Below are 19,129 nucleotides of genomic sequence, written 5' to 3' on the forward strand. Positions count from 1 at the left end.
AGGGCAACGCATGCCCCTCTAAAAATAAATAATGAAATCAAGGAACACCATGGACACTTCCAACCCCGCCTCCAACGGGCCGGCTGCCAGCATCGCCGGTCAGAAAACCACCTCCAGCCGCCTGAAATCCATTTTCAGCGGCTCAGTCGGCAACATGGTCGAGTGGTACGACTGGTACGTCTACGCCGCTTTCTCGCTGTACTTCGCCAAAGCGTTTTTCCCCAAGGGCGACACCACCGCGCAGTTGCTCAACACCGCTGCAATCTTTGCGGTCGGCTTTCTGATGCGGCCTATCGGCGGCTGGCTGATGGGGCTCTACGCTGACTACAAGGGACGCAAGGCTGCGCTGATGGCATCGGTGCTGCTGATGTGTTTCGGCTCGCTGATCATTGCCCTGACACCCGGCTATGAAAGCATCGGTGTCGGTGCCCCTATCCTGCTGGTGTTTGCCCGACTGCTCCAGGGTCTGTCTGTCGGCGGTGAATATGGCACCTCGGCCACCTACCTCAGCGAAATGGCGACCAAGGAACGTCGCGGCTTCTTTTCCAGCTTTCAGTACGTCACGCTGATTTCCGGCCAGCTCATCGCACTGGGCGTATTGATTGTGCTGCAGCAGACGCTGACCACCGAGCAACTGTACGCCTGGGGCTGGCGTATCCCGTTTGTCATCGGAGCACTGTGTGCGGTAGTGGCGCTGTTTCTGCGCCGTGGCATGGAAGAAACCGAGTCGTTCACACGCAAGAAAAAGGAAAAGTCCAAGGAAAGCCTGATGCGCACCTTGATGCGCCATCCCAAGGAACTGATGACGGTAGTCGGCCTGACCATGGGCGGAACACTGGCTTTCTACACCTACACCACCTACATGCAGAAGTACCTGGTCAACACCGTCGGCATGAGCATCACCGACTCGACCTCGATATCTGCAGCGACATTGTTTCTGTTCATGCTGTTGCAACCTGTCATTGGCGCGCTGTCCGACAAGGTCGGGCGTCGTCCGATCCTGATTGCGTTTGGTGTATTGGGAACGCTGTGTACCGTGCCGATCCTGACCACGCTGCATACCATCGATACCTGGTGGGGCGCGTTCTTCCTGATCATGGCGGCACTGATCATCGTCAGTGGCTACACCTCGATCAACGCAGTAGTCAAAGCCGAGCTGTTTCCGACTGAAATCCGCGCACTGGGTGTCGGCCTGCCTTACGCCCTGACCGTCTCGATCTTCGGGGGTACAGCGGAATACATCGCACTGTGGTTCAAGAGCATCGGCATGGAAACCGGTTACTACTGGTATGTCACCGCTTGTATCGCCTGCTCGCTGCTGGTGTATGTGTTCATGAAAGACACGCGCAAGCACTCACGTATCGAAACTGACTGATCGCACCTCATGACACAACATGAATGGCATGCGCTACCCGGCATGCCATTCATGAAGCTCTGCGCTTTTAGCGGACCTTCGGATGCAGCGCAACGCGTAAGATGCGTAACTCACTATCCATCCTGTCGATACAGCTGCGTAAAAGGGTGCCGACTTTCTTACAGCACCTGCAACAAAGTGTTTCAAGTTAGTGCACTTTTAAATCGATAATTTGCGTTAACACATTGAAAAAACTGCAGTTTCAGTTTGTCAAGAGGGTTTATTGCAAGGTTTTTCAAAATACGCACCCTAATGAAGCAATACCACCCAAGAAGCCCGAAATCGGAGCATCACAGGCAACTATCATTTTTAGCGATGATCGCTAGCACTCCTATTAACTTCTTAATAATCCGCTGGCGCGTAGCATTGCCTCCATACCGGGATGACAACTCACCCCGACACTCATTGGAGACATCATCATGAAAACTTCTAAATTGATCTTTGGCCTGGCGTTCTCTGTTCTGGCTTCCAGCGCATTTGCACTTCCAGCCCTCAACGTTCACAACGACTTGTCCAGCTCGACTGTGGTGGCCGAAGGCGGCACCAAGCACACTAACGTCGGTTCGATCCGCGTAGCCGCTGACGGTGCAGACCGTGTGGGACCAAATCGTCAGGCTGCCGACGGTGCAGATCACGTCGGTGCCAATCGTCTGGCGGCTGACGGTGCGGACCGTGTCGGTGCAAACCGCCAGGCTGCCGACGGTGCAGACCATGTCGGTGCCAATCGTCTGGCTGCTGACGGTGCAGATCGTGTAGGTGCCAATCGTCTGGGCTGACAGCTCATGCAACACCCCAAGCCCGGCCGATGTCGGGCTTCTTCATGTCTGGCCCAGGATGAAATACACACTGCGCTGGCGTCCTCCGCAAATGCGCAGCACTATGCTCACATCGCCTATTGAGCCCATCAGGAATCGAGCATGTCAGACACTATTCACTCCTACGAACCATCTAAAGGTCATGGCCTGCCACATGACCCGTTCAATGCCATTGTAGGTCCCCGCCCGATTGGCTGGATTTCTTCACAGGACGCCAACGGCAAATTGAATCTGGCACCCTACAGCTTCTTCAATGCGTTCAACTACGTTCCACCCATCATCGGTTTCTGCAGCGTTGGTCGCAAAGACAGCCTCAATAACATTGAGCAGACCGGCGAATTCGTCTGGAACCTCGCCACTCGTTCGCTGGCAGAAGCCATGAACCAGAGCTGTGCACCGGTCGCGCCGGACGTCAGTGAATTCGAGCTGGCAAACCTGACGCCATTGGCATCCCATATCGTTTCGGTGCCACGTGTGCTTGAGACGCCGGTGTCGTTCGAATGCAAAGTCACGCAGATCATTCAGTTGCAACGTGCCGACAAGGAACGGGTACCCAGCTGGCTGATTCTGGGCGAAGTAGTGGCCGTACACATCGAGAAATCCCTGCTCAAGGACGGCGTTTACGACACCGCCGCCGCCGAGCCGATCCTGCGTGGCGGCGGCCCTGCGGATTACTTCCAGCTCGGGCCGGAAGCGCTGTTCAAAATGTTCCGCCCAGGCGCCTGATCAGGAGTCGGCCCATACCGGCTGACCCTCGGCATCGATGCCGATCAGCCGCTGAAGCTCCTGCACAGCGGCCAGGTCGGCATCATCGGCGGTCTTGAACTTCTGATCAGGCAACAGCGCATGAAAGCGTGGTGCACCACCAGCGCCCAATGCCTTGACGGCAATCGCCGCGTTGTAACCCTGCTCGGAAGGCATGACTGCCGAGACTACTTCAAACCCGTTGTATTCCTTGCGTGCCATTGGCCTCGACCCTGCTTGTAAATCGGAGCGCGAATTCTAACGCGTCTTCCAGCGCATTCGTCATGCAGCATGCTGTGATGATGACAACCGACGTCCGCCCCAACCTTGTCCTACACTCTAATCAGTTCTTTCAAACTGCTCTGTAGCCGAGGTAAGGAGTGCGTCATGAAAGCAATAACAAGAAAGTGCATGGTGGTTATCGGTGCCCTCGCGGTAATGGCGGTATACACCGCAGGGGCCTATCGTAACGAACTGGCGCGTCAGGCTCCGCAGGTCGCCAGTTGCACGTTCGGCCACTGCGTGCCGACCGATGCAACCTTCAGCGCGTTGCGATGACGTCTGCACAGGATAAATTGCGCCATCGTTCAGCAAAGGCAGCTATCGATTAGCAAGCTATCGGATTAGACTGGCCAGACTCTCCCGCCACACTTGCGGCGGGTCACCACTGCCATCAGGTTTTGCCTTGACCAGTCTTACTCAAACGCCTCCGGCCATTCGCAGCATTCTATTCGCGCTGATGATGGCGGTACTGCTCAGCGCGCTGGATCAGACCATCGTTGCCGTCTCGATGCCGGCCATTTCCGCCCAGTTCAGAGATATCGATCTGCTGGCCTGGGTCATTTCCGCGTATATGGTTTCGCTGACCGTGGCAGTGCCGATCTACGGCAAGCTGGGCGATCTTTACGGGCGGCGTAAGCTGATGCTGTTCGGCCTGGGGCTTTTCACCCTGGCATCGCTGTTCTGTGGCATGGCGCAGAGCATGGAACAACTGGTGCTGGCACGCATTCTTCAAGGTATCGGCGCAGGCGGCATGGTTTCGGTAAGCCAGGCAATCATCGCCGACATTGTTCCACCGCGTGAGCGCGGCCGTTATCAGGGCTACTTCAGCAGTATGTACGCCGTGGCCAGTGTCGCAGGCCCGGTACTGGGTGGCTTGATGACTGAATACCTGTCGTGGCGCTGGGTGTTCCTGATCAATCTGCCTTTGGGGGCCGCCGCCCTGATCGTTGCGTATCGAACACTGGTCGGCCTGCCGGTGCCACAGCGCAAACCGGTTATCGACTACCTGGGTACGGTCCTGATGATCATCGGCCTGACCGCGCTGCTGCTGGGAATTACCGAAATTGGTCAGGGACATAATCTGGCCGATGTCGAGGTTCAGTTGTTACTGGGCACTGCCCTGCTGACGCTGGCCATTTTCGTCTGGTACGAACGTCGCACCGCCGAACCTCTACTGCCCATGCACCTGTTTGCCAATAAAAGCGCGGTGCTTTGCTGGTGCACCGTATTCTTTACCAGCTTTCAAGCTATTTCCCTGATTGTCCTGATGCCTTTGCGTTATCAGACCGTCACCGGAGGGGGGGCAGACAGTGCGGCCCTGCACTTGCTTCCGCTGGCTATCGGCATGCCGATGGGTGCCTATTTTGCAGGGCGACGCACGGCACAAACCGGGCGTTACAAGCCACTTATTCTGATTGGCGCATTGCTGATGCCCTTCGCAATCCTGGGCATGGCCTTCACGCCTGCGCAGTCGCTGATCGTGATGAGCCTGTTCATGATCCTCACCGGCATCGCCACCGGCATGCAGTTCCCCACTTCCCTGGTCGGGACCCAGAACTCGGTTCAGCCTCGGGATATGGGCGTAGCCACCAGCACGACCAATCTGTTCCGCTCGCTGGGCGGTGCAGTAGGCGTGGCATTGATGTCGGCACTGCTGCTGGCCATGTTGCAGCACACCGGGGTAGGTCAGCTCGGCGCGGGAGCGCTGGGTGGCGAAGGCAGCTCCGGGAATGTTCTGCTCGACAGCCTGAATGCAGCAACCGGACCGGCACTGGAAACGCTGCGAGCCGAACTGGCATTGACCTTCAGACACCTGCTCATGACCAGCGCTGCCATTTCGCTGCTCGGCCTTGCCGCAGCGGCGGTGATGCCGAATACGCTATTGCGAGGCCGGGACTAGTTCGACTTTAGGACTCAGGAAGGTACACCGGCCCAGAACCACTGGGTTTTCTTGCTCTTTATATGGGCGAACGCAGGCATGAGTTCACCTTCGTCGAAATGCCGCCGGGAGCCGAACTGCGCGCTGCTGAACCAGCAGCCCGAGCGTGGACATGCCTGCCCTGCATCGACTGGCGGCAGAGGTTTCTCATCGAATCGCGCATACCATTGCGCAGTGGTTTCTTCGGTAAAACCGATCCCGGGGGCAAGGTAGGGATGAAGGTTGCCGGTGTCCTGCAGGCGAATCGGTTTGATCATCCGGTTGACCGTCACATAGGCTTGCGGCGGCGGCAGACCTCTGCCCCCCAACTCAGGCACCGCCCCTGCCCGAATGATCAACCCGTTGCGATAGCGGTGGAACACGATGTCGCTGTGAGCGCTCATTTCGCCCCGCAATCTGTCGCTTCCTCCCAACTGCCTGACAAACGCCTCGCCCAACACCGTGTACCAGCTCACACCCTTGATGCGATCCAGCAAGCGCAGGCTTTCGATGTGCGGACCGGGATCGACCATCAACCCGATGTAGTCCTGAGCCAGTCGATATTCCCAGGGTAAATACTGATGACCATCGCAAGGCAATACACAGGCAAGCCCACCAAAACCATGCTCGGCCTGGACTTCACTGCTCAGATAGCGAATCCAGGCCTCGTAGTTTTTCAAGCCGTCGGGCTCGGTCAGGTAAGACCAGGGCAGTACCATTTTCAGACACGAACGATCATTGTCGGCCTGTCCCTCCGGAGTGTTCATGACAAACAGGCTGTACATGGCGACTTCGGCCTGGGTAGCGCTGGCGATAGACCAGATGAACTGTTCACCCGGCAGACTTTCGACAACCTGACGCCGGGTCGACGAAAACCCCGATCCGCTCAAGCGGCGCATGCGTTTGAACAACTGCCATTTGAGTTTCGTCTTGAACGCCTCGTAGAAACGCGAAAAACAGGCTTCGACCCGACGCTTCATCTCCACGGTGTGGCCGTTGCGAAAGTACAGCGTGGTAATCAACCCAAGCCGAATGACCGGCGTCCCCAATTCAGAATCCATCGCCACCCGTGCGGATTGGTGCGTGACTCCGGTCAGTAGCCTCACAGTATCAGTTGCGGTGTCCGACATGCCCCGCCCTCCGTTCGAAGGCGGGAGCCAGGTTTACGCTCAGGCCTGCATGCGCTTCACACGTTTCCATAATGCTCGACAGGCACCCGCACGCAGGCGCGCAAGGCCTTCGTCCACGCGTGTGCATTTCAGCAGATCTGGTGTTGATTTCAGGGCACATAGGCGCAAGATTCGGCAAAAACATGCAACCCTCCTCTCTTCTGATGTTTCAGGATGCGAAGAGTGAAGGGAGTTGTCCTGCGGGGCAATACTCGGAAATTACTTTGGGAAATCAGCTACATGTATCAGGAAATGTCCTACCTGCTTCCTACAATATTTTGTCGGATCGAGGCTTGATCGGCGGTAACGGTTCAGCGCAATCAAAGAAGTCAGGTAAACAGTCGGTAAACACACTGTATGAGAAGCACGAAATGGCGTTAGGCTGTGTATGAAAAGGAACGGCCGACTCAACCACCGAGCGCTACAGCCGGTTACCCTTCCTTCACTCAGGAAGCATTGGCGACCCGTAGCGTGGGGCTGAAACGCAGCATGTCCAGGCACACATCAACCAGTTGCTCAGCCTCTACCGGCAACGAAAAGCTGTCGGGAACCAGCAGCCATTGATAAATAATGCCGTTGACGTAGGAAAACAGGGCGACCGCGGCCCGGGACGTGTCCAGCTCTTTGGGGAGTTGCCCTTGGCGCACGGCATTGTTCAGCCCCAGAGTTATGCGGTCATGACACTGGATGGCGTTGTCCTGACGCTGCCGACGAAAATCACACATTTCGTCAGTAAACTCGCACTTATGAAACAGGATTTCATTGATGCGACGGGTTTTTGGGTCCAGTGCGAGTTCATGAAACAAATGAATCAACAGATTTCTCATGCAACCCAGCGGGTCTTCCTCCTCTTCGCTCTGACTGGCTTGCGCCATTTCGTCGAGCGGTTCCTGAAGGCTGTCGAGCATTGCCTGAACCAGATCGGCCTTGTTGTTGAAGTGCCAGTAAATGGCTCCTCGCGTTACACCGGCAAGGGTTGCGATGTCGGCCAGCGTGGTGCGGGCGACGCCTCGCTCATAAAAAGCCTGCTCGGCAGCCTCCAGAATCTGGCTGCGAGTGATCTGAGCTTCCTCTTTGGTGCGACGAACCATGGCAATAAAACCTCAAAAAATTCACCTCACGCATGCGTCTGGCGGCATGCCTGGAGATATGACCGGGCGGCATTTGTCTCGCCTTGTCCCGAATTGGCTGTCGGCACCGTGAATAGTGGCCGAATGCGCACGGCGGGTGTTTACAAACAGCCGCGAATGTAAGTATATTCCTTAGCATGCTACTTATCTAGCCGAAATATTTTTTAACACTTCAACGTACTGTTGAGAAAACAGGCTCCTGCCCCGAGGATCTTCATGCAATTCAAGCCAGCTGTTACCGTTCTGGTCACTGCCGTCGCCCTGGCAACCCTGCTCAGTGGCTGTAGCAAGAAGGAACAGGCGGCCCCGCCTGCGCAAACCCCTCAGGTCGGCGTCGTTACCCTCAAAGCACAGCCCTATACACTGACCACCGAGCTGCCGGGCCGGACCACCGCGTTCCGCGTGGCCGAGGTACGCCCTCAGGTCAACGGCATTATTCTCAAGCGTCTGTTTACCGAAGGCGGCGACGTCAAGGCCGGTCAACAGCTCTATCAGATCGATCCTGCGGTCTATGAAGCCAATGCCAATAGCGCCAAGGCGACGCTTCAGTCCGCCAAGTCGATGTCTGATCGCTACAAACAACTGGTCAGCGAGCAAGCGGTAAGCCGTCAGGAGTACGACACTGCGCTGGCGTCTACTCAGGAAGCTCAGGCCGCCCTGCAAACTGCCCAGATCAACCTGCGTTACACCAAGGTGCTGGCGCCTATTTCCGGTCGGATCGGACGCTCTGCCGTGACCGAAGGCGCATTGGTCAGCAGCGCCCAGACCGAGGCAATGGCAACCATTCAGCAGCTCGACCCGATCTACGTCGACGTGGTTCAGTCTTCCGCAGACATGCTCAAGCTGCGCAATGACCTGGAAAGCGGCAAGCTGCAGAAGGCTGGCGACAACGCGGCCAAGGTCAAGCTGACGCTGGAAGACAACAGTGTCTACGGCCAGGAAGGCAAGCTGGAATTTTCCGAAGTATCGGTTGATCAGACCACCGGCTCCGTGACCCTGCGCGCCGTGTTCCCGAACCCGGAACACCGTCTGCTGCCGGGCATGTTCGTCCATGCGCAACTGCAGGCCGGCGTCAACTCGAAAGCGATTCTGGCACCGCAACAAGGTGTGACTCGCGACCTGAAAGGCACGCCGACTGCCATGGTGGTCAATCAGGACAACAAGGTCGAAATGCGTACTCTGGTGGCCAACCGCACCGTGGGCAGCGACTGGCTGATCGAAGACGGCCTGAAAGAAGGTGATCGCGTCATCACTGAAGGCTTGCAGTACGTCAAACCAGGCGCGGAAGTGAAAGTCGCCGAAGCGACCAACGTCAAAGGAGCAAACCCGGCACCTGCCCCGGCCACTGATAAAGCCGCAGGCAGCAAAGGGGAGTAACCCATGTCGAAATTTTTTATTGATCGACCCATTTTTGCCTGGGTTATTGCCCTCGTGATCATGCTGGTCGGTGCGCTGTCGATTTCCAGCCTGCCGATCAACCAGTACCCGAGCATCGCACCGCCAGCCATCGGTATCCAGGTCACCTATCCGGGCGCTTCCGCCCAGACAGTGCAGGACACCGTGGTGCAGGTGATCGAGCAACAGCTCAACGGTATCGATAACCTGCGTTATGTCAGCTCGGAAAGTAACTCCGACGGCAGCATGACCATCACCGCGACCTTCAATCAGGGCACCAACCCGGATACCGCGCAGGTTCAGGTGCAGAACAAGCTCAACCTCGCGACCCCGCTGCTGCCGCAAGAAGTGCAGCAACAGGGTATCCGCGTGACCAAGGCAGTGAAAAACTTCCTGATGGTCATCGGCCTGGTGTCGGAAGACGGCAGCATGGGCAAGGAAGACCTGGCCAACTACATCGTGTCGAACATGCAGGACCCGATTTCCCGGACCTCCGGTGTCGGTGACTTCCAGGTGTTCGGTTCGCAGTACGCCATGCGTATCTGGCTGGACCCGGCCAAGCTGAACAACTTCCAGCTGACTCCGGTGGACGTGAAAGACGCAATCACCGCCCAGAACGTTCAGGTATCGTCCGGCCAGTTAGGCGGCCTGCCGTCCATCAGCGGCCAGCAACTGAACGCCACAATCATCGGCAAGACGCGTCTGCAGACCGCCGAGCAGTTCGGCAACATCTTCCTCAAGGTCAACACCGACGGCTCGCAGGTTCGCCTGAAAGACGTCGCCACGGTCGGCCTGGGCGCAGAGAACTACAGCACCGACTCGCAGTTCGACGGCAAACCGGCATCGGGTCTGGCGATCAAACTCGCCACCGGTGCCAACGCACTGGACACCGCCAAGGCCATCCGTGCGACCGTTTCGTCGCTGGAGCCGTTCTTCCCGCCAGGCATGAAAGTCGTCTACCCGTATGACACCACGCCCGTTGTCAGCGAATCGATCAACGGTGTGGTCCACACCCTGATCGAAGCGATCGTGCTGGTGTTCCTGGTGATGTACCTGTTCCTGCAGAACTTCCGCGCCACCGTCATTACAACCATGACAGTGCCGGTCGTATTGCTGGGTACGTTCGGCATCCTTGCCGCCTTCGGCTTCACCATCAACACCCTGACCATGTTCGGTATGGTGCTGGCCATCGGCTTGCTGGTGGACGATGCGATTGTGGTGGTGGAAAACGTCGAGCGGGTCATGGAGGAAGAAAAGCTCTCTCCGCGCGACGCCACGATCAAATCCATGACTCAGATTCAGGGCGCGCTGGTCGGTATCGCGCTGGTGCTGTCGGCGGTTCTGTTGCCGATGGCGTTCTTCGGTGGTTCTACCGGGGTGATCTACAAACAGTTCTCGATCACCATCGTCTCGGCCATGGCCCTGTCGGTCGTCGTGGCACTGATCTTTACCCCGGCGCTCTGCGCGACCATGCTCAAGCCCATCGACGAGAAGACCCACGGCCAGCCCAAACGCGGTTTCTTTGGCTGGTTCAACCGCACCTTCGACCGTAGCGTTCTGAGCTACGAGCGCGGCGTCGGCAACATGCTCAAGCACAAGTGGCCGGCATACCTGGGTTATATCCTGATCTGTGCAGGCATGGTCTGGATGTTCATGCGGATCCCGGCAGCGTTCCTTCCTGAAGAAGATCAGGGCGTTATCTTTGCCCAGATCCAGACCCCGGCGGGCTCATCGACCGAGCGTACGCAAGAAGTCATCGACAACATGCGTGAATACCTGCTGACCAAGGAAAGCGGCGCAGTGAAGTCGGTGTTCTCGGTAAACGGTTTCAACTTTGCGGGCCGCGGTCAAAGCTCGGCGATTGCATTTGTAATGCTCAAGCCGTGGGAAGAACGTGATTCCAACAACAGTGTCTTCGAACTGGCCAAGCGTGCTCAGGGCTATTTCTTCAGCCTGCGCGACGCAATGGTGTTCGCGGTCGTTCCACCATCGGTTCTCGAACTGGGTAACGCCACCGGTTTCGACGTCTATCTGCAGGATCAGGGCGGCGTTGGCCACGACAAGCTGATGGAAGCGCGTAACCAGTTCCTCGGCATGGCATCCCAGAGCAAGATTCTGGCAGGCGTGCGTCCGAACGGGCTGAATGACGAACCGCAATACCAGTTGATTATCGACGACGAGCGCGCCAGTGCGCTGGGCATCACCCTGTCGGACATCAACAACACACTGTCCATCGCGCTGGGTGGCAGCTACGTCAATGACTTCATCGACCGCGGCCGTGTGAAGAAGGTGTACATCCAGGGCGATGCGGGTGCGCGTATGACGCCTGAAGACCTCAAGAAGTGGTACGTGCGCAACAGCTCGGGCGAAATGGTGCCGTTCTCGGCCTTCGCCAGCGGCAAGTGGGCCTACGGTTCACCGAAACTGTCGCGCTACAACGGCGTGGCGGCAGAGGAAGTGCTCGGTACGCCAGCCCCTGGCTACAGCAGCGGCGAGGCAATGGCCGAGGTCGAAGCGCTGGCCAAGAAGCTGCCGCAAGGGATCGGTATTTCGTGGACCGGTCTGTCTTACGAGGAGCGTCTGTCCGGCTCGCAGGCCCCTGCCCTTTATGCGCTGTCCTTGCTGGTCGTGTTCCTCTGTCTGGCGGCGCTGTATGAAAGCTGGTCGATCCCGATCGCGGTCATCCTCGTCGTGCCACTGGGGGTCATCGGTGCGCTGATGGCAACCAGCTTGCGCGGCCTGTCCAACGACGTGTTCTTCCAGGTCGGACTGCTGGTGACGGTGGGGCTGGCGGCGAAGAACGCCATTCTGATCGTCGAGTTCGCCAAAGAGCTTCACGAACAGGGCAAGAGCCTGGTCGACTCGGCGATCGAAGCCTGCCGCATGCGTCTGCGCCCGATCATCATGACGTCCATGGCATTTATCCTTGGTGTTGTGCCGCTGGCGATTTCCACGGGCGCAGGTTCGGGTAGTCAGCATTCGATCGGTACGGGCGTAATCGGCGGTATGATCACCGCAGTTATTCTGGCGATCTTCTGGGTGCCCCTGTTCTTCGTCTCGGTTTCAGGGCTCTTCAAGGGCAAGCAGAAACATATTTCACACGATGAGGCTGGCCAATGAGCAAGTCATTGATCTCTCTTGCAGTTACCGCGTTCATTCTCGGCGGCTGCTCTTTGATCCCCGAGTACAAGCAGCCGGAAGCCCCGGTCGCTGCACACTATCCGCAAGGACCGGCGTACTCGCCGGTCGAAGGCGCCAAAATGGCCGCTGCGGAGCAAGGCTGGCGGCACTTTTTCAATGACCCGGCGCTGCAACAGCTGATTCAGACTGCGCTGCTCAACAACCGTGACCTGCGGGTTGCGGCGCTGAACATCGACGCGTACCGCGCCCAGTACCGTATTCAGCGCTCGGACCTGTTCCCTGCTGTTTCGGCCACCGGTAGCGGCACCCGTCAGCGCGTGCCTGCAGACCAGTCGCAAACCGGCGAGTCCCGCATCACCAGCAGCTATTCGGCCGCTTTGGGTGTCAGCTCGTACGAGCTGGACCTCTTTGGCCGGGTGCGCAGCCTCAGCGAGCAGGCGCTGGAGACCTACTTCTCCAGTGAAGAAGCGCGTCGCAGCACTCAGATCAGTCTGGTGGCCAACGTTGCCAACGCCTACCTGACCTGGCAGGCCGACAAGGAACTGCTCAAGCTGACGCAGGACACCCTCAAGACCTATGAAGAAAGCTATCGCCTGACCTCGCGCAGCAATGAAGTCGGTGTTTCTTCGGCGCTGGACCTGAGCCAGTCGCGCACCGCGGTTGAAAGCGCGCGTGCCAAACTGGCCCAATACCAACGTCTGGTGGCCCAGGATCAAAACGGCCTGGTGCTGCTGCTTGGCACCGGTTTGCCCGACAACCTGCCGGCCAGCCAATTGCTCGATTCCGACATGCTGACCGAAATGCCGGCAGGCCTGCCGTCCGACCTGCTGCAGCGTCGCCCGGACATTCTGGAGGCCGAGCATACGCTCAAGGCTGCCAACGCCAATATCGGTGCAGCACGCGCAGCGTTCTTCCCCAGCATCAGCCTGACGGCCAGTGCCGGGACCAGCAGCACCGAGTTGTCCGGCCTGTTCAAGGGAGGCTCGGGAACCTGGCTGTTCCAGCCGAGCATCAACATCCCGATCTTCAACGCCGGCAACCTGCGCGCCAGCCTGGATTATTCGAAAATTCAGAAGGAAATCAGCGTCGCCAACTACGAGAAAGCGATTCAGACCGCTTTCCAGGAAGTGTCCGACGGACTGGCCTCGCGCAAGACCTACGACGAGCAGCTCCAGGCACAGCGTGACTTCGTTGCAGCCAACCAGGACTACTACCGTCTGGCCGAGCGTCGCTACCGGATCGGCATCGACAGCAACCTGACCTTCCTCGACGCCCAGCGCTCGTTGTTCAGCGCACAACAAACGCTGATCACCGATCGCCTGTCGCAGCTGACCAGCGAGGTCAACCTGTACAAGGCCCTCGGCGGCGGCTGGTATGAAAGAACCGGACAGACCGAAACCATCTCCAAGGAGAAACCTTCGGTTCAACTGTTCTGATTGCAGCGCATAAAAAACCCACCTGATCAGGTGGGTTTTTTTAGGGCCGCAATAAAGCCGCGATCAATGATCCTGATGCAGATACTTCGGCTCTCTGGGCAGGCGCAGACTGAACAAAAATGCGACAGCCATCATCGCTGTCACGTACCAGTAGAAGCTGTTCTCCATTCCGGCGCTTTTGAGTTTCAGTGCAACAAACTCGGCAGAGCCGCCGAACACCGCATTGGCCACTGCATACGCCAGACCGACGCCCAGCGCACGGACCTGAGGTGGAAACATCTCGGCTTTGACCAGCCCGCTGATCGAGGTGTAGAAACTGACAATTGCCAGCGCAAGGGTAATCAGCGCAAACGCGATGAACGGGTTGGTCGTGGTTTTCAGCGTCATCAGGATCGGCACCGTACACAGCGTGCCCAGCGCGCCGAACCAGAGCATCGAATTGCGACGGCCGATGCGGTCCGCCAGCATGCCGAAGAAAGGCTGCATGCACATGTACAGAAACAGCGCGCCGGTCATGATATAGCTGGCGGTCTTGGCCTCCATGCCACCGGTATTGACCAGGTACTTCTGCATGTAGGTAGTGAAGGTATAGAAAATCAGCGAGCCACCGGCGGTATAACCCAACACGGTGATGAAGGCCGCTGCGTGATGCTTGAACAGTGCCGCAATACTGCCAGCGTCCTTGTCCTTACGGCTTTCGGCAGTTGTGGTTTCATTCAGCGTGCGCCGTAGCAGCAAGGCAATGACCGCCGCGGCCGCACCGATCACGAACGGGATACGCCAGCCGTAGTCACGCAACTCCTCGGTGGTCAGAAACTGCTGAAGAATGACCACCGTCAATACCGCAAGCAACTGACCGCCGATCAGGGTGACGTACTGGAACGATGCGTAAAAGCCGCGCTGCCCGCGCAAGGCCACTTCGCTCATGTACGTTGCCGTGGTGCCATATTCGCCACCTACCGACAGGCCTTGAAGCAAGCGCGCCATCAGCAGCAAGGCCGGTGCCCAGGCACCTATCGATGCATAGGTCGGCAGGCAGGCGATGATCAGCGATCCCGCGCACATCATGGTCACCGAGATCAGCATGGAATTCTTGCGCCCATGCTTGTCCGCCACACGGCCAAACAACCAGCCGCCAATCGGACGCATCAAAAAGCCAGCGGCGAAGACACCGGCGGTGTTGAGCAACTGAACGGTCGGATCATCGGAAGGAAAGAAAGCCGGTGCGAAATAGATCGCGCAGAAGGCATAGATGTAAAAGTCGAACCACTCGACAAGGTTCCCTGATGACGCCCCGACAATCGCGAAGATTCTTTTGCTTCGCTCCTCGCCGGTGTAATGCGGTGTGTTTGATGTTGTAGTCATTGTTTTCCCCACGCGGATTTATCCATAAGCAACAATCTGTAACATCCTCCTTACCCAAGCACAACAGCCCGGACCTGCAGATCGCCCTTTCGTGGAGGCAATCCGCTGATCCGGGCCATTGAACAGATACCTGTGCCGGGTTTTATGGACGCTCGATTGCCAGCGCAAGGCCTTGCCCGACACCCACACACATGGTTGCCAGGCCTTTGCGCCCTCCGGTTTTTTCCAGGTGATGCAGCGCAGTCAGAACCAGCCGTGCACCGCTCATACCCAGCGGATGGCCGAGGGCAATGGCCCCGCCGTTGGGATTGACCTGTGGTGCGTCGTCCGCCAGACCCAGTTCGCGGAGAACCGCCAAACCCTGGCTGGCAAACGCTTCGTTGAGTTCGATAACATCGAAATCAGTCACCGCCAGGCCCAGTCGCTCGACCAGTTTGCGCACCGCAGGCACCGGACCGATGCCCATTACCCGGGGTGCAACGGCTGCGCTGGCCATGCCCAGTACTCGGGCCCGAGGCGTCAGGCCGTGCTTGCGGACGGCCTCGGCCGAAGCCAGAATCAGCGCGGCAGCCCCATCGTTGACCCCGGAGGCATTGCCGGCGGTGACCGTTTTGTCCGGGCCGTTGACCGGTTTGAGCTTGCCCAGAGTCTCCAGACTGGTATCGCTGCGCGGATGCTCATCCTTGTCGACAAGGGTTTCGCCTTTCTTGTGCGCCACCCGCACCGGCACAATTTCTTCCTCGAAAAAGCCCGCAGCCTGGGCAACGGCAGTGCGTTGCTGGCTGCGCAGGGCGAAAGCGTCCTGATCGGCTCGAGAAATCCTGAAATCACTGGCTACGTTGTCGCCCGTCTCGGGCATGGAGTCCACACCGTAGCGGGCCTTCATGGCCGGGTTGATAAAGCGCCAGCCGATGGTCGTGTCCTCAAGCTTCATGCTGCGCGAGAACGCTGCATCGGCCTTGCCCATCACGAAGGGCGCACGGGACATCGACTCCACGCCACCGGCAATCGCCAGTTCGATTTCACCCGAAGCGATGGCCCGGAACGCCGTGCCAATGGCGTCCATACCGGAAGCACACAGGCGATTGAGGGTCACGCCCGGAACGTTTTCCGGCAGCCCCGCCAACAGTGCGGCCATTCGCGCAACGTTGCGGTTGTCCTCACCCGCCTGGTTGGCACAGCCGAAGAACACCTCGTCGATCTCTTCCCAGTTGACCGAGGGGTTGCGCTCCATCAATGCCTTGATCGGCACGGCGGCAAGATCGTCTGCACGCACCGAAGACAGGCCACCGCCGAAGCGTCCGATGGGGGTGCGAATCGCATCGCAGATAAACACTTCACGCATCACGCTTCTCCTGCAACCTGGCCATGAGCGGCGGCGGTCCGGGCTTCCAGATCACGCAGCGCTGTCAGCTCGACGTCGGTAGGCTCTTCGGACACAAGCACCGTGTCGGCAAAGCGGACTTCCCAACCCGTGGCTGCAATAACCTGCTCACGGGTCACGCCTGGGTGCAGCGTGGTCACGACGAACTCGTTGGTGTCGGCTTCCGGCTCCATGATGCACAGGTCGGTGATGATCCCCACCGGACCGGCACCGGGTAAACCCAGGCGCTTGCGCGAATCGCCGCCTTCGCCGTGGCCGACCGAGGTAATGAAATCCAGCTTGTTGACGAACGAACGCGCCGACTGCTTGAGAATGATCAGCACCGACTTGGCCGATCCGGCGATTTCCGGCGCGCCACCAGCGCCCGGCAGCCGCACTTTGGGATGGTGATAATCACCGACCACGGTGGTGTTGATATTGCCGAAACGGTCCACCTGCGCCGCGCCGAGAAAGCCGACGTCGACACGCCCGCCCTGCAGCCAGTAACGAAAGATTTCGCTGGTGGAGACCACCGTGTCCGCGGTTTCCGCCAGCTCGCCGTCACCAATCGACAGCGGCAACACGGTAGGCTTGGCACCAATCGGGCCTGACTCATAGATCAGCACCACGTCCGGCGCTGACGTCAGGCGTGCCAGGTTCGCGGCTTTGGACGGCAGACCGATGCCGACGAAGCATACCGAACCATTGCGCAAACGACGGGCGGCGGCGACGGTCATCATTTCACTGGTGGAGTAAGTCATTATTTGGCCTCCGAAGCGCGAGCCAGCTTGCTCTGGAATTCACTGAAATCTGCAGTGCCGTGGATGTACTCATCGATCCACGCCGTGAAGGTTTCCCGATCCCGGGCAATCGGGTCCCAGGCTTGATAGAACGGGTTGTCACGCTCGTAATACCCATGTGCATAGGACGGATGAGCCCCGCCGGGCACCAGGCACACCGCGCTCAATGCCCAGGTTGGCAGCACACAGGAGTTCATCGGTGCCTTCAGGTCATCGACGATTTCTTCCACGGTCACAATGCAACGCTTCGCAGCCAGCGCGGCCTCTTTCTGCGCGCCCAGAATGCCCCACAACAGGACGTTGCCCTTGCGGTCGGCTTTTTGTGCATGAATCACGGTCACGTCCGGGCGTACTGAAGGCACAGCAGCCAATACTTCCCCGGTAAACGGACAAGTTACGGTCTTGATCAGCGGGTTGACCCTGGGCAGGTCAGAGCCTGCATAAGCGCGCAGCACTGCGAACGGCAGGCCCGACGCACCCGCCACGTAGGCATTGGCAAGATCGGCATGGCTGTGCTCTTCAATTTCCATCGCGCGCGGCCACTGCTTTTCAACGGCATCGCGCAGACGGTGCAAGGAGCCAACGCCCGGGTTGCCGCCCCACGAAAAAATCAGACGCTTCGCACAACCTGCACCGATCAACTGGTCGTAGATCAGGTCAGGAGTCATGCGCACCAGGGTCAGGTCTTTTTTACCCTGACGGATGATTTCATGGCCCGCGGCCGTGGGGATCAGATGAGTGAAGCCCTCCAGTGCAACGGTGTCGCCATCGTTGACCAGTTGCTTCACCGCATCGCGCAAAGAAAGAATGTCTGCCATGAGGTGCTCCGAACCCAACATCACGTTCAATGATCGGCGCGAAGACCTGCGCCGGAATGAAAATGAGGTTATGCCTGAGCAGACGGGCAAACAATCCGATAATCGACTAACCGTTCGGTAATCGAACAAATTCAGCTGATCAGAACCGCCTGACCAGCCGGGTTCACTCGGTCAGGTGAACAACTGGGTGCTCAGGTCGCGGCTGGCGTCGAGCATGATGGGCAGAAAGCGCTGTTCAAGCTCGCTCCGCGCCACACGCCCGGCGCTGGTACTGACATTCAGCGCGGCCAGCACCTGGCCCGACGCATCATAAACCGGTACGGCAATCGAGCGCAGCCCTTGCTCCAGTTCCTGATCGACAATACACCAACCTTGTTGACGAACCAGTTGCAGGCATTCAAGCAGCGCTTCCGGCGTGCGGATGGTACGACTGGTCTTGGGCTGCAGATCGACATGGTCAAGGTATTCGTGCAGCGACACGTCATCCAGCGCAGCCAGCAGGATTCGCCCCATGGACGTGCAGTACGCCGGGAGGCGTCCGCCTACGGAGAGGTCAACCGAGATCAATCGCTGTGTGGTCGCAGAGCGCGCTATATAAAGAATATCGTCGCCCTCCAGCGTGGCCATGTTGCATGCCTCGTGCAGTTGGTCGCTCATACGGTCCAGATATGGCTGCGAGGATGTCGCCAGAGGCGTCGATGACAGATAGGCATGACCCAGCGTCAGCACTTTGGGCAGCAGAGAATACGTGCGGCCATCAGTGGTCGCGTAACCCAGCTTGATCAATGTGTGCAGGCAGCGCCGCACAGCCGCCCGGGGAATTTCCGTCCGATGGCTGATCTGAGCGATGGTCAAGTGCCGCTTGCGCTCCTGAAACGCATGAATGACAGCCAGTCCCCGTGCCAGCGACGTCATGAAATCCGGGTCGCCGGTCAGTGCCTGTATTCGCTTGGCGGGCGACGCCACGATGGGCGGTGCCAATGAGGCAAAAGATTTACGCAGTTCATCGTTCATTGACGCACCCTCTGTAACTCCCTTTCAGGCCCTGTAGAACGCAGGTTTCAGGTCTATTGGAGGCAGCGACACGACCCCCTGCCTGTGCGATTATCGAACAGGTGGCCGATAATCGCAATTGACCCACCGTAAATATACTTATACCTTTACCTCTGCCACGAAGTGACTTCTTGGAAATTACTGGTCAGGTACCCACTGAGAAGTCCAAGGCAGCGGCCTTGCTCACCAAGCAAGGCCGTTTTCATTGTGAAAATGCCTTGCACGCGTGAAACCGCCCCGTTTTTTCTCAATCGCCTCACAACTCCGAACGCACCACATATAAAGC

At 58.3% G+C, this 19,129-nt stretch carries 16 protein-coding genes; 8 read left to right on the plus strand and 8 right to left on the minus strand.

The window, feature by feature from the left end; genetic code table 11:
- The first annotated feature begins 49 nt into the window (after nucleotides 1–49).
- From ALO80_RS22545 to ALO80_RS22555, 3 genes are all read left to right on the plus strand, one after another.
- Entirely contained in the window at nucleotides 50–1,375 is a 1,326-nt protein-coding gene (locus ALO80_RS22545; RefSeq protein WP_054984280.1) for an MFS transporter, read from the plus strand.
- 458 nt (nucleotides 1,376–1,833) lie between these two features.
- Nucleotides 1,834–2,190: a hypothetical protein gene (locus ALO80_RS22550; RefSeq protein ID WP_054984281.1), complete on the plus strand. Its 357-nt coding sequence runs from the start codon at nucleotides 1,834–1,836 to the stop codon at nucleotides 2,188–2,190.
- 141 nt (nucleotides 2,191–2,331) lie between these two features.
- Nucleotides 2,332–2,955, plus strand: coding sequence for a flavin reductase family protein (locus ALO80_RS22555; RefSeq protein ID WP_054984282.1), 624 nt, complete (start codon nucleotides 2,332–2,334; stop codon nucleotides 2,953–2,955).
- Here the strand turns inward: ALO80_RS22555 and ALO80_RS22560 are convergent, their stop codons facing one another.
- Nucleotides 2,956–3,195 carry a hypothetical protein gene (locus ALO80_RS22560; protein WP_055010606.1) on the minus strand — a complete coding sequence of 80 codons (240 nt, stop codon included), beginning with the start codon at nucleotides 3,193–3,195 and terminating at the stop codon, nucleotides 2,956–2,958.
- A gap of 165 nt (nucleotides 3,196–3,360) precedes the next feature.
- Between ALO80_RS22560 and ALO80_RS31655 the strand changes: the two genes are divergently transcribed.
- Nucleotides 3,361–3,531: a hypothetical protein gene (locus tag ALO80_RS31655; RefSeq protein WP_162838971.1), complete on the plus strand. Its 171-nt coding sequence runs from the start codon at nucleotides 3,361–3,363 to the stop codon at nucleotides 3,529–3,531.
- A 127-nt stretch (nucleotides 3,532–3,658) separates the two neighbouring features.
- Entirely contained in the window at nucleotides 3,659–5,155 is a 1,497-nt protein-coding gene (locus ALO80_RS22565) for an MDR family MFS transporter (protein ID WP_055010607.1), read from the plus strand.
- A gap of 14 nt (nucleotides 5,156–5,169) precedes the next feature.
- Here ALO80_RS22565 and ALO80_RS22570 read toward each other — a convergent pair whose 3' ends face one another.
- Together ALO80_RS22570 and pmeR are read right to left on the minus strand one after the other, a co-directional pair.
- Entirely contained in the window at nucleotides 5,170–6,303 is a 1,134-nt protein-coding gene (locus tag ALO80_RS22570; RefSeq protein ID WP_054986152.1) for a DUF3396 domain-containing protein, read from the minus strand.
- Between the two features lie 485 nt (nucleotides 6,304–6,788).
- Nucleotides 6,789–7,433, minus strand: coding sequence for an auxin-lysine conjugate-binding transcriptional regulator PmeR (pmeR, locus tag ALO80_RS22575; protein WP_054986153.1), 645 nt, complete (start codon nucleotides 7,431–7,433; stop codon nucleotides 6,789–6,791).
- Between the two features lie 255 nt (nucleotides 7,434–7,688).
- Here pmeR and ALO80_RS22580 point away from each other — a divergent pair, with 255 nt between their 5' ends.
- Genes ALO80_RS22580 through adeC form a run of 3 tightly spaced genes read left to right on the plus strand, consistent with a single transcriptional unit; the run spans nucleotide 7,689 to nucleotide 13,444 of the window.
- Entirely contained in the window at nucleotides 7,689–8,849 is a 1,161-nt protein-coding gene (locus tag ALO80_RS22580; RefSeq protein WP_055010608.1) for an efflux RND transporter periplasmic adaptor subunit, read from the plus strand.
- A 3-nt stretch (nucleotides 8,850–8,852) separates the two neighbouring features.
- Nucleotides 8,853–11,987, plus strand: a complete 3,135-nt coding sequence (locus tag ALO80_RS22585) for an efflux RND transporter permease subunit (RefSeq protein ID WP_055004915.1) — start codon at nucleotides 8,853–8,855, stop codon at nucleotides 11,985–11,987.
- Nucleotides 11,984–13,444 carry an AdeC/AdeK/OprM family multidrug efflux complex outer membrane factor gene (gene adeC / locus ALO80_RS22590; RefSeq protein WP_055010609.1) on the plus strand — a complete coding sequence of 487 codons (1,461 nt, stop codon included), beginning with the start codon at nucleotides 11,984–11,986 and terminating at the stop codon, nucleotides 13,442–13,444. Before ALO80_RS22585 ends, adeC begins: the two co-directional genes overlap by 4 nt.
- A gap of 63 nt (nucleotides 13,445–13,507) precedes the next feature.
- On the opposite strand, the gene ALO80_RS22595 is transcribed toward adeC, so the two are convergent.
- The 5 genes from ALO80_RS22595 to pcaR all read right to left on the minus strand — a co-directional run bounded on the left by ALO80_RS22595 (nucleotide 13,508) and on the right by pcaR (nucleotide 18,804).
- Complete coding sequence (locus tag ALO80_RS22595) at nucleotides 13,508–14,809, minus strand: MFS family transporter (RefSeq protein WP_054986157.1); 1,302 nt, start codon at nucleotides 14,807–14,809, stop codon at nucleotides 13,508–13,510.
- A gap of 142 nt (nucleotides 14,810–14,951) precedes the next feature.
- Nucleotides 14,952–16,157, minus strand: coding sequence for a 3-oxoadipyl-CoA thiolase (gene pcaF / locus ALO80_RS22600; protein ID WP_174518971.1), 1,206 nt, complete (start codon nucleotides 16,155–16,157; stop codon nucleotides 14,952–14,954).
- A complete protein-coding gene (locus tag ALO80_RS22605; RefSeq protein WP_174518972.1) occupies nucleotides 16,154–16,936 on the minus strand; it encodes a CoA-transferase subunit beta in 783 nt (260 codons plus the stop codon). The genes pcaF and ALO80_RS22605 overlap by 4 nt, the downstream gene beginning before the upstream one ends.
- Complete coding sequence (locus ALO80_RS22610; RefSeq protein WP_026175054.1) at nucleotides 16,933–17,790, minus strand: CoA transferase subunit A; 858 nt, start codon at nucleotides 17,788–17,790, stop codon at nucleotides 16,933–16,935. The genes ALO80_RS22605 and ALO80_RS22610 overlap by 4 nt, the downstream gene beginning before the upstream one ends.
- 171 nt (nucleotides 17,791–17,961) lie before the next feature.
- Entirely contained in the window at nucleotides 17,962–18,804 is an 843-nt protein-coding gene (gene pcaR / locus ALO80_RS22615) for a pca regulon transcriptional regulator PcaR (protein ID WP_003363842.1), read from the minus strand.
- Nucleotides 18,805–19,129 lie beyond the last annotated feature (325 nt).

The organism is Pseudomonas caricapapayae, from assembly GCF_001400735.1.
GTDB classification, from domain to species: domain Bacteria; phylum Pseudomonadota; class Gammaproteobacteria; order Pseudomonadales; family Pseudomonadaceae; genus Aquipseudomonas; species Aquipseudomonas caricapapayae.

Excerpts from the sequence above, each read along its gene's own strand:
- pcaR (WP_003363842.1), bottom strand. The coding sequence starts at position 18,804 with ATGAACGATGAACTGCGTAAATCTTTTGCCTCATTGGCACCGCCCATC.
- ALO80_RS22545 (WP_054984280.1), top strand. The coding sequence starts at position 50 with ATGGACACTTCCAACCCCGCCTCCAACGGGCCGGCTGCCAGCATCGCC.
- ALO80_RS22595 (WP_054986157.1), bottom strand. The coding sequence starts at position 14,809 with ATGACTACAACATCAAACACACCGCATTACACCGGCGAGGAGCGAAGC.
- ALO80_RS22610 (WP_026175054.1), bottom strand. The coding sequence starts at position 17,790 with ATGGCAGACATTCTTTCTTTGCGCGATGCGGTGAAGCAACTGGTCAAC.
- pmeR (WP_054986153.1), bottom strand. The coding sequence starts at position 7,433 with ATGGTTCGTCGCACCAAAGAGGAAGCTCAGATCACTCGCAGCCAGATT.
- ALO80_RS22585 (WP_055004915.1), top strand. The coding sequence starts at position 8,853 with ATGTCGAAATTTTTTATTGATCGACCCATTTTTGCCTGGGTTATTGCC.
- ALO80_RS22580 (WP_055010608.1), top strand. The coding sequence starts at position 7,689 with ATGCAATTCAAGCCAGCTGTTACCGTTCTGGTCACTGCCGTCGCCCTG.
- ALO80_RS22570 (WP_054986152.1), bottom strand. The coding sequence starts at position 6,303 with ATGTCGGACACCGCAACTGATACTGTGAGGCTACTGACCGGAGTCACG.
- ALO80_RS31655 (WP_162838971.1), top strand. The coding sequence starts at position 3,361 with ATGAAAGCAATAACAAGAAAGTGCATGGTGGTTATCGGTGCCCTCGCG.
- adeC (WP_055010609.1), top strand. The coding sequence starts at position 11,984 with ATGAGCAAGTCATTGATCTCTCTTGCAGTTACCGCGTTCATTCTCGGC.
- ALO80_RS22550 (WP_054984281.1), top strand. The coding sequence starts at position 1,834 with ATGAAAACTTCTAAATTGATCTTTGGCCTGGCGTTCTCTGTTCTGGCT.
- ALO80_RS22555 (WP_054984282.1), top strand. The coding sequence starts at position 2,332 with ATGTCAGACACTATTCACTCCTACGAACCATCTAAAGGTCATGGCCTG.
- ALO80_RS22560 (WP_055010606.1), bottom strand. The coding sequence starts at position 3,195 with ATGGCACGCAAGGAATACAACGGGTTTGAAGTAGTCTCGGCAGTCATG.